This window comes from Pseudomonas sp. GV071 (assembly GCF_003050835.1).
In the GTDB taxonomy this organism is placed as follows: Bacteria; Pseudomonadota; Gammaproteobacteria; order Pseudomonadales; family Pseudomonadaceae; genus Aquipseudomonas.
Window position 1 is genome coordinate 104,983 of the sequence record NZ_QAOJ01000006.1, and the last position, 10,023, is coordinate 115,005.

Sequence of the window (10,023 nt, forward strand, 5' to 3'; positions counted from 1 at the left end):
TGACGCCTTGAGCAAAGCGCCAATAGAGCCGCAGGACTATCTCTACGGCCCGAAGATCGTGACGATCGAAGACCTTCGGGTCGCCCGCGGAAAGACGCGGCGACCAGCATCATCTTGCCGCCATCGCCAATTGGTTTACGACGACAACGAGCGCCGTGTCTGGTGCAAAGACTGCGAGCAGGAGGTAGAGCCATTCGACGCCTTTCTGAGCGTCGTCGGCGTGTTCCAGGGAGCGAAGGCCGACATTGACCAGCGTCGCCGCAAGCTGGCGGAGGTTGAAAGTTTCCAGATCATCAGCCGCGCAGCCAAGGTAATGGATCAGGCGTGGCGCCGGAAAGACATGGCGCCGCTGTGCCCTCACTGCATGGTCGCAATTTTCCCTGAAGACGTAGCCGGTGGTGTTGCCCTCGCTGGCAAGCAGTTCGCCCGAGCCGCACGCGCAAAACCACCGAAGCCCTAACCCACTCCCCTACAGCCTGCCGGTGATCGGCGGGAGGAGAACCCCTATGCGTAAAGAACTGATAAAAATCAGTGAGTTTCGCCGGCGCCGGTGGGGCCAGAACGGCACCCCGCCCTGCTCCCAGGCCATCCGGAACTACATCCGAAACGGCCAGATCCCCGGCGAGCAAATTGGCAAACTCTGGTATATCGACTGGGCCGCCTTCCAACAGGCCGGCGGCAATGACTTGGTCGCGATGGTATTGAAAGGAGCTGCATGATGTCCCCACGGCCGCGCAACAAGTCGAACAAGGGGCTGCCACAGAACCTCTACTTCGACGACCGCCGGAGCACTTACCGTTATCGGCGGCCCACGGATGGCAAGTGGTTTCAGTTCGGCGTCGACCGCCTGAAAGCCATCGACGCGGCCAAGCAGCTGAACCTGGCATTTATGAAAGGCGCTGACCTGGTTGGCGCAGTGTTGGGCGAGTCTTCCGAATCGTTCGGGTCATTCCTCGACGACTACGAAAAGGACGTCTTGCCGCCGCGCGAACTGTCGAAAGGCACGCTGGCCTTGTACGGCGTGCACTACCGGCGGTTTCGCCGTGAGTTCGCCGGCAAGGCCATGGACCAGATCACCATTCGCATGGTCGCAGCGATGCTAGACCCGCTCACCCCGCGCACGGCCAACCAGTGTCGGGCGCTGCTTGTGGACATTTTCAACCACGCCGTGGCCAAAGGCCTATGTCCGGACAACCCGGCGTCCAGCACCATCGGACGCATCGAGAAGAAAAAGCGGAAGCGCCACACCGTCGAGGGACTGAAAGCCATCCGCGAACACTCGCCGGCCTGGCTGCAGAACGCCATCGACCTGGCGCTGATCACCGCGCAGCGGCGCACCGACATCCTGGACATGAAGTTCGAAGGTGTTCGGGACGGCCACCTCTACGTGGTCCAGAAGAAAACGGCCAAGGCCAGCGACGCGGCGTGGATTCGCTTCAAGGTCACCCCCGAGCTGCAGGCCGTCATCAGCCGCTGCCGCGACGACACGGTGTCGCCGTACCTGGTGCACCGGAAACCCGATCGCAGAAAGCAGAAACAGGCGGAAGCCAAGGAGCATTGGACCAAAGTGGAAGAGCGGTACCTGACTCGGGCATTCAAAGACGCGCGGGAGGCTGCCGATTGCTACAAGGGATGGGCTGACGAGGAGATGCCGGGCTTCCACGAAGTGCGTGCACTGTCGCTGCACCTGTACAAGAAAGCCGGTAAGGATGGGCAGAAGATCGCCGGGCATGCCAGCGAGGAGATGACCAGAAACTACCAACGCGATCACGCGGAGGTGGTGTGGTCTGAGGCGGTTCCGGACTTGGATATCAGCGAAATCGTCAGTCTTTAAGACTTCCGGGGAATATCTCGGAAATCTTCGCCTGCATTATGCGTGACCCCGATTTGCAAGATCGCGCTGAACGTCGCCAGGATGAAAGACAAACAGCCTGCAAGGTTCACGTGTTCATACTTGCTTAGGACTTTAATCGTAGAAATCACGGACTCCTGCAAGCCCTCTAGCTTTTGGGAGTCGGGCTCGAGGGCATGCGCCATTAGGTTTCTAAGGCGATTAATTTTCCCCGTGATAGCCCAAAGCTCTGAGTACCGCCCAAGCTTTATGTCGGCAGGATACAGCGCGTGGGAAAGATCCAAAATCTGGGCAAAGGTAAATCGACAGTCGGACAAATGCTTGGGCTGCGGAACGATCGCCGAACAAAAATCCCTAAGCATTTCTTCGAGCAGCAAGTGGCCTTTGAGGATGAGACTGATGTCATCCATCTCGGACGCAAAATGCTTGTTGTAGCGCGCGTCAGCTTTTTGGCTGAACTCAATGTTGACCATTGCTCTGTCCGTAGAACATTTATTTTGCGCGCATTTTGCGCCAGTTTTGCGCAAGCCGGAAACGAAAAAGGGGACCAGCACTGTAAGTGACTGATCCCCTTTAGAAAATATGGTCGGGACGGAGTGATTCGAACACTCGACCCCTAGCACCCCATGCTAGTGCGCTACCGGACTGCGCTACGCCCCGACGGTACATCTGAAACGCTTCCCAACAGCTCGAAAGCGGATCGGACTATACATTAAGCTTTTGAAAAGTGGAAGTTTTTCGAAAGCGAAGTGTTACTTGCGCAACACCAGTAGAACCTCTTCCAGCTCGGCAATCATCTGCCGAATGAGCTGTTTGTATTGCGTGGTGTCGTCTTTGGCTTCGTCCCCCGACAGGCGCTGGCGAGCGCCGCCGATGGTGAAGCCTTGATCGTAAAGGAGGGCTCGGATCTGCCGAATCATCAGCACATCCTGACGTTGGTAGTACCGACGGTTGCCGCGCCGTTTTACCGGGTTCAGCTGGGTAAATTCCTGCTCCCAATAACGCAGCACGTGCGGCTTCACCGCACACAGCTCGCTTACTTCACCGATGGTGAAGTAACGCTTACCGGGTATGGGCGGTAACTCGTCGTTATGACTTGGTTCCAGCATAAGCCTCAACTCTGGCTTTTAGTTTTTGCCCGGGGCGGAAGGTAACCACGCGTCGTGCCGTGATTGGAATTTCTTCCCCTGTCTTGGGGTTTCTGCCAGGCCGCTGACGCTTGTCGCGCAGATCGAAATTGCCGAAACCGGACAATTTCACCTGCTCATTCAGCTCCAGAGCCTGACGGATTTCCTCAAAGAACAGTTCCACCAATTCCTTGGCTTCCCGTTTATTCAGGCCTAGCTCTTCGTACAGACGTTCGGCCATTTCAGCTTTCGTCAGAGCCCCCATACGCTACTTCCTTAACGTGGCGTTGAACCTTTCTTCAAGCGAGGTAAGGATATTCTGCGTTGTAGTACTCACCTCTTCGTCATTAAGAGTGCGCGATGGATGTTGCCAGGTCAAGCCAACGGCCAAGCTTTTTCTATGCGGATCAATACCTTTACCGTGATACACATCAAATAGCTTGAGGTCCGTCAGATACTCGCCCGCCGCGTCACGGATCCCGCCGAGTACCACATCGGCAGCAATGCTTTGGTCAACCAGCAATGCCAGGTCGCGGCGCACTTCCGGGAAGCGCGAAAGCTCGTGGAACTTAGGCAACAGACCGAGGGCAACTTCGGCCAAGACCAGCTCGAAGAGGAACAGCGGCTGATCAATACCTAAGGTTTTCGCCAGCTCAGGGTGAATGGCACCGACATAACCAACCAGCTGACCATCACGCTCAACCCGAGCGGTCTGACCTGGATGCAGCGCGGGGTGTTCGCCAGCAACAAAACTGAACGCGCTTTGCGCACCGGAGAAGCCCAGAAGCGCTTCAACGTCGGCTTTGGCATCGTAGAAATCGACGGTTTCGCGACCATGCGCCCAGCCTTCAGCCAAACGCGAACCGCAAATCACGCCGGCGAGCATCGCCTCCTGTTTCAGCCCTTCAAGCTGACCAACAAAACGCAGGCCGCTTTCAAACAGGCGTACGCGGGTTTGCTGGCGGTTCAGGTTGTGCTGAACGGCTTTGACCAGACCTGGCCACAACGAAGAACGCATCGCTGCCATATCCGAGGAAATCGGGTTGGCCAGCATCAGCGGCTCGACGCCAGGGGTGAACAAGGCGAACAACTGAGGATCGATGAAGCTGTAAGTGATCGCTTCCTGGTAACCGCGGGCAACCAGCAGCCGACGCAACGCTGGCAGTTCGGCACGCGCCTCTGCCTTGGGCTGAGGCGCCAGGCGCGCTTGCGGGTAACGAACCGGCAAGCGGTTGTAGCCGTAGAGACGGCCTAGCTCCTCGATCAAGTCGACTTCAAGGCTGATGTCGAAACGATGACTTGGCACTACAACTTGCCACTGGCCTTGTGCCTCAGCGCTCACCTGCAAGCCCAACGCAGTCAGCAAGCGCTCGATTTCGCCAGCGTCCATTTCCATGCCAAGCATTTGATTGATGCGCTCGGCACGCAGGGTGATGGACGGGGTCGCTGGCAGATCGGTGGCGCTGGCCACTTCAATGATAGGACCAGGCTCACCACCAACGATTTCCAGCAGCAAACCGGTTGCCCGCTCCATCGCCTCGCGGGCCAGGTTCCAGTCAACGCCGCGCTCGAAACGATGCGAGGCGTCGGTGTGCAGGCCATACGAACGGGCCTTACCGGCTACGGCGATGGTGTCGAAGAAGGCACTTTCCAGGAACAAATCGCGAGTGCCGGCGGCCACGCCGCTGTGCTCGCCGCCCATCACGCCGGCAATTGCCAAAGCGCGCTGGTGGTCAGCGATAACCAGGGTGTCAGCGCGCAGCGCTACTTCCTGGCCATCCAGCAGAACCAGCTTCTCGCCCTCTTCCGCCATACGTACACGGATGCCGCCATTGATCTCATTGAGATCGAAGGCATGCAGCGGCTGACCGAGCTCGAGCATCACGTAGTTGGTGATATCCACAGCAGCGTCGATGCTGCGAACGTCAGAGCGACGCAGGCGTTCAACCATCCACAGCGGGGTCGGCTTGCTCAGGTCGACATTACGAATCACCCGACCGAGATAACGCGGGCAGGCTTTGCTGGCGGAAACATCAACTGGGATCACCTGATCGTGAACAGCTGGAACCACAGCCACCGCAGGGCGGCTGACAGGCGCGGCGTAAAGCGCCCCTACCTCTCGGGCCAGACCAGCCAGCGACAAACAGTCACCACGGTTGGGGGTAAGGTCTACTTCAATGCTGGCGTCGTCCAAGCCCAGGTAGGCGCGTAGGTCCTGGCCGACAGGAGCGTCCGCTGCCAACTCCATCAAGCCGCTGCTTTCATCGCTGATCTGCAGCTCGGAAGCCGAGCACAGCATGCCGCTGGACTCGACGCCGCGAAGCTTGGCTTTCTTGATTTTGAAGTCATCCGACAACTCGGCGCCGATCATGGCGAACGGCACTTTCAGGCCGGGACGCACATTGGGTGCGCCGCAAACGACCTGGAAGGTCTCCGCGCCATTACTCACTTGGCAGACACGCAGCTTGTCAGCGTCCGGATGCTGTTCGGTGCTCAGCACCTCACCAACCACGACCCCGCTGAACACGCCGGCGACCAACGCAACGCTGTCGACCTCAAGACCGGCCATGGACAAACGCGCCACCAACTCATCACGGGAAACCGAAGGGTTTACCCAACTACGCAGCCATTGTTCGCTGAATTTCATTCTGTTCTTCTCCTAGAAAACGTTAACAGGCAAGCGACCTAGCGAAATTGCGCAAGGAATCGCAGGTCGTTGTCGAAGAACAGACGCAAGTCGTTAACGCCATAGCGCAGCATAGCCAGGCGCTCGACGCCCATACCGAAGGCGAAGCCTTGGTATTTTTCCGGGTCGATACCGGACATTTTCAGCACGTTCGGGTGCACCATGCCGCAGCCCATTACCTCGAGCCAGCCGGTTTGCTTGCACACGCGGCAACCTTTACCGCTGCACATCACGCACTGCATATCCACTTCGGCGGACGGCTCGGTGAAGGGGAAGAAAGACGGACGGAAACGCACGCCCAGATCTTTCTCGAAGAACACCCGCAGGAACTCTTCGATGGTGCCTTTCAGGTCTGCGAAGCTGATGTCCTGATCGACCAGCAGGCCTTCAACCTGGTGGAACATCGGCGAGTGGGTGATATCCGAGTCACAGCGGTAAACGCGACCCGGGCAGACGATGCGGATCGGCGGCTGCTTTGATTCCATGGTGCGCACCTGGACCGGCGAGGTGTGGGTGCGCAGCAACATGTTGGCGTTGAAATAGAAGGTGTCATGCATCGCCCGCGCCGGGTGGTGGCCGGGGATGTTGAGCGCTTCGAAGTTGTGGTAGTCGTCTTCCACCTCGGGGCCTTCAGCGATGCCATAGCCGATGTGGGTGAAGAACTGTTCGATACGCTCGAGCGTACGTGTGACAGGGTGCAGTCCACCTGAGGACTGCCCACGACCTGGCAACGTCACGTCGATAAATTCTGCAGCGAGCTTGGCGCTCAGAGCTGCTTGCTCCAACAATTCCTTGCGGCTGTTGAGCGAGTCTTGCACACGGTCTTTGGCAGCGTTGATCAACGCACCGACCTTGGGACGGTCCTCGGCGGACATGTTGCCCAGGCTCTTCATCACCTGAGTGAGTTCGCCTTTTTTGCCAAGGTAGAGAACCCGGATTTGCTCCAGGGCATTTACGTCTTCTGCGCGCTGAACGGCCTCAAGTGCTTGAGAGACCAGCGCATCCAGGTTTTCCATTTACAGACTCCAGATACGAAATAGGGGAAGAGCTCGAAGGCTCTTCCCCTATTGGTGACGTTTAGCACCGGGCGAGCCCGGTGATTGTCGGGGACTTAAGCCAGAACGGCTTTCGCTTTCTCGACAATCGCAGCAAACGCCGCTTTTTCGTTCACTGCCAGATCAGCCAGAACCTTACGGTCGATCTCGATCGCTGCCTTTTTCAAGCCAGCGATGAAACGGCTGTAGGACAAACCGTTGATGCGGGCGCCAGCGTTGATACGGGCGATCCACAGAGCACGGAATTGACGTTTTTTCTGACGACGGTCGCGGTAGGCGTATTGGCCTGCCTTGATTACCGCTTGTTTGGCAACGCGGAACACGCGCGAACGTGCACCATAGTAGCCTTTAGCGAGTTTCAGAATTTTTTTGTGACGACGGCGAGCAACAACGCCACGCTTAACACGAGCCATGAGTAACTTCCTCTAATTCTTGACCGAAATTAACGAACGCGCAGCATGCGCGCGACCTTTGCCACGTCAGACGGATGCACCATGGTGCTGCCGCGCAGATGACGCTTACGCTTGGTCGACATTTTGGTCAGGATGTGGCTCTTGAAAGCGTGCTTGTGCTTGAAACCGGTAGCGGTTTTCAAGAAACGTTTAGCTGCACCGCTTTTGGTTTTCATTTTTGGCATGTTCGGATACTCCGCATTCAGTTGATAAACATAACCGCAAGGCCTGCCGTGCCCTGGTGGTTATTTCTTCTTTTTGGGGGCGATGACCATGATAAGTTGGCGTCCTTCCATCTTCGGGTGCTGTTCAACGGTGCCGTATTCAGCAAGGTCACCTTCAACCCGCTTCAACAACTCCATGCCCAGCTCCTGATGCGCCATCTCACGGCCGCGGAATCGCAAAGAAACCTTGGCCCTGTCCCCATCACTAAGGAAACGTACCAGGTTGCGTAGTTTTACCTGGTAATCCCCTTCTTCCGTCCCTGGACGAAACTTGATTTCTTTAACCTGAACCTGTTTCTGGTTCTTCTTCGCTGCGGCAATCTGCTTCTTCTTTTCGAAGATCGACTTGCCGTAATCCATTACGCGGCAGACCGGTGGAACCGCATCAGCGGAAATCTCTACCAGGTCCAGCTTGGATTCTTCAGCGATTCTAAGCGCTTCATCAATCGAGACGATGCCAATTTGCTCGCCGTCAGCGCCAATTAACCGAACCTCGCGTGCCGAGATATTCTCGTTGATCGGGGCTTTCGGTGCAGCTCGTTTATCTTGTCTCATTTCACGCTTAATAATAATTACTCCGAATCTTGGCGACCACGCCGGGAAACCGCTTGCGTCAGGAACTCTGCGAATTGGGTGACTGGCATGGAGCCAAGATCAGCACCTTCTCGCGTACGCACAGCGACAGTTTGCGTTTCAACTTCCCGATCTCCGATAACCAAGAGATACGGAACCTTGAGCAAAGTATGCTCACGGATTTTAAAGCCGATTTTTTCGTTTCTCAAGTCAGACTTGGCACGGAACCCGCTTTGATTGAGGCTTTTTTCAACCTCAAGCGCAAAATCAGCCTGTTTATCGGTGATATTCAAGATCACCGCTTGAGTAGGCGCCAGCCAAGCTGGGAATGCACCTTCGTAGTGCTCAATCAGCATGCCGATGAAGCGCTCGAACGAGCCCAGGATAGCCCGGTGCAACATAACGGGGTGCTTGCGGCTGTTGTCTTCGCTGACAAACTCTGCGCCCAAACGGACTGGCAAGTTGAAATCGAGCTGCAGGGTACCACACTGCCACACTCGACCCAGGCAATCCTTCAGCGAGAACTCGATCTTCGGACCGTAAAACGCGCCCTCGCCCGGCTGCAGGTCATATGGCAGACCAGCACTGTCCAGCGCCGAGGCCAGTGCAGCCTCTGCACGATCCCAGAGCTCATCCGAACCTACGCGCTTTTCCGGGCGAGTCGACAGTTTCAGCTGGATATCGGTGAAACCAAAGTCAGCGTAGACATCCAACGTCAGCTTGATAAAAGCAGCGGACTCGGCCTGCATTTGCTCTTCAGTGCAGAAGATATGCGCGTCATCCTGGGTGAACGCACGCACGCGCATGATGCCGTGCAGCGCACCCGACGGCTCGTTACGGTGACAGGCACCGAACTCCGCCAGACGCATCGGCAGCTCGCGGTAGCTTTTCAAGCCCTGATTGAACACCTGCACGTGGCAGGGGCAGTTCATTGGCTTAATTGCGTAATCGCGGTTTTCCGACTGAGTAGTGAACATGTTTTCGGCGTAGTTGGCCCAGTGCCCGGATTTCTCCCACAGGCTACGGTCGACCACTTGCGGCGTCTTGATTTCGAGGTAGCCGTTTTCGCGCTGAACCTGGCGCATGTACTGCTCAAGCACCTGATACAAGGTCCAGCCATTCGGATGCCAGAACACCATGCCCGGCGCTTCTTCCTGGGTATGGAACAGGTTCAAGCGCTTGCCGATTTTACGGTGATCGCGCTTCTCGGCCTCTTCAATACGCTGAACATAGGCAGCCAGCTGTTTTTTATCTGCCCAAGCTGTGCCATATACGCGCTGCAATTGTTCGTTCTTGGCATCGCCACGCCAGTAGGCGCCGGACAGCTTGGTCAGTTTGAAGGCTTTGAGGAAGCGGGTATTCGGCACGTGCGGACCGCGGCACATGTCGAGGTATTCCTGGTGATAGTAGAGGCCCATTTCCTGGGTATCAGGCATGTCCTCGACCAGACGCAGCTTGTACTCCTCGCCACGCGCGGAAAACTCAGCAATTACTTCGGCACGCGGCGTCATCTTTTTGATCACATCGTATTCGGTATCGATCAGCTGATGCATACGCGCTTCGATCGCGGACAGGTCGTCCAGCGTGAAGGGGCGCTCATAGGCGATGTCGTAATAGAAGCCTTCGTCGATAACCGGGCCGATTACCATGCGCGCAGTCGGGTACAGCTGCTTGACCGCATGGCCCACCAAGTGAGCGCAAGAGTGACGGATGATCTCCAGCCCCTCTTCGTCCTTCGGCGTAATAATCTGCAGGGTAGCGTCGCTACTGATGACGTCGCAGGCATCAACCAGCGTGCCATTGACCTTGCCGGCCACGGTGGCCTTGGCCAGACCAGCACCAATGGATTGAGCCACCTCGGCTACGGAAACCGGGTGATCGAACGAACGCTGACTGCCGTCGGGAAGAGTAATAACAGGCATGGCGCTTCCTCTCCTAGTGGTGACCCCTACCAAAGGTCACATGGGTTGGGATTAGCCAGTACGCGATCCGGCGGTGTACCCGCCTCACAGTGGCAGGAGCCCGAGGGCCAACCTGAACCGAACCGCAGTCAC

General features: G+C 57.0%; 12 protein-coding genes and 1 tRNA gene. 3 read left to right on the forward strand and 10 right to left on the reverse strand.

Going from position 1 to position 10,023, the window contains the following annotated elements; all coding sequences use genetic code 11:
• Positions 1-7: 7 nt before the first annotated feature.
• Genes C8K61_RS13005 through C8K61_RS13015 form a run of 3 tightly spaced genes read left to right on the forward strand, consistent with a single transcriptional unit; the run spans position 8 to position 1,834 of the window.
• Complete coding sequence (locus C8K61_RS13005) at positions 8-460, forward strand: hypothetical protein (RefSeq protein ID WP_108096680.1); 453 nt, start codon at positions 8-10, stop codon at positions 458-460.
• 46 nt (positions 461-506) lie between these two features.
• The gene (locus tag C8K61_RS13010) at positions 507-719 is read left to right on the forward strand and encodes a hypothetical protein (protein WP_108096681.1); all 213 of its coding nucleotides are present in this window, start codon (positions 507-509) and stop codon (positions 717-719) included.
• On the forward strand, positions 719-1,834 hold the full coding sequence (locus C8K61_RS13015) for a tyrosine-type recombinase/integrase (protein WP_108096682.1): 1,116 nt from the start codon (positions 719-721) through the stop codon (positions 1,832-1,834). Before C8K61_RS13010 ends, C8K61_RS13015 begins: the two co-directional genes overlap by 1 nt.
• Here C8K61_RS13015 and C8K61_RS13020 read toward each other — a convergent pair.
• The 10 genes from C8K61_RS13020 to thrS all read right to left on the reverse strand — a co-directional run bounded on the left by C8K61_RS13020 (position 1,831) and on the right by thrS (position 9,891).
• Positions 1,831-2,325: a hypothetical protein gene (locus tag C8K61_RS13020; protein ID WP_108096683.1), complete on the reverse strand. Its 495-nt coding sequence runs from the start codon at positions 2,323-2,325 to the stop codon at positions 1,831-1,833. The genes C8K61_RS13015 and C8K61_RS13020 overlap by 4 nt on opposite strands.
• Positions 2,326-2,435: 110 nt before the next feature.
• Positions 2,436-2,512, reverse strand: a tRNA-Pro gene (locus C8K61_RS13025).
• A 92-nt stretch (positions 2,513-2,604) separates the two neighbouring features.
• Positions 2,605-2,961 carry a MerR family transcriptional regulator gene (locus tag C8K61_RS13030; protein ID WP_108096684.1) on the reverse strand — a complete coding sequence of 119 codons (357 nt, stop codon included), beginning with the start codon at positions 2,959-2,961 and terminating at the stop codon, positions 2,605-2,607.
• On the reverse strand, positions 2,942-3,244 hold the full coding sequence (ihfA, locus tag C8K61_RS13035; RefSeq protein ID WP_003243414.1) for an integration host factor subunit alpha: 303 nt from the start codon (positions 3,242-3,244) through the stop codon (positions 2,942-2,944). The genes C8K61_RS13030 and ihfA overlap by 20 nt, the downstream gene beginning before the upstream one ends.
• Positions 3,245-3,247: 3 nt before the next feature.
• Complete coding sequence (gene pheT, locus C8K61_RS13040) at positions 3,248-5,626, reverse strand: phenylalanine--tRNA ligase subunit beta (RefSeq protein WP_108096685.1); 2,379 nt, start codon at positions 5,624-5,626, stop codon at positions 3,248-3,250.
• Positions 5,627-5,664: 38 nt separating this feature from the next.
• Positions 5,665-6,681 carry a phenylalanine--tRNA ligase subunit alpha gene (gene pheS, locus C8K61_RS13045; RefSeq protein WP_108096686.1) on the reverse strand — a complete coding sequence of 339 codons (1,017 nt, stop codon included), beginning with the start codon at positions 6,679-6,681 and terminating at the stop codon, positions 5,665-5,667.
• Positions 6,682-6,776: 95 nt separating this feature from the next.
• Entirely contained in the window at positions 6,777-7,133 is a 357-nt protein-coding gene (rplT, locus tag C8K61_RS13050) for a 50S ribosomal protein L20 (protein WP_108096687.1), read from the reverse strand.
• Between the two features lie 29 nt (positions 7,134-7,162).
• Complete coding sequence (gene rpmI, locus C8K61_RS13055) at positions 7,163-7,357, reverse strand: 50S ribosomal protein L35 (RefSeq protein ID WP_042552869.1); 195 nt, start codon at positions 7,355-7,357, stop codon at positions 7,163-7,165.
• Between the two features lie 60 nt (positions 7,358-7,417).
• The gene (infC, locus tag C8K61_RS13060) at positions 7,418-7,969 is read right to left on the reverse strand and encodes a translation initiation factor IF-3 (protein ID WP_178086454.1); all 552 of its coding nucleotides are present in this window, start codon (positions 7,967-7,969) and stop codon (positions 7,418-7,420) included.
• Positions 7,969-9,891: a threonine--tRNA ligase gene (thrS, locus tag C8K61_RS13065; protein WP_108096689.1), complete on the reverse strand. Its 1,923-nt coding sequence runs from the start codon at positions 9,889-9,891 to the stop codon at positions 7,969-7,971. Before thrS ends, infC begins: the two co-directional genes overlap by 1 nt.
• Positions 9,892-10,023 lie beyond the last annotated feature (132 nt).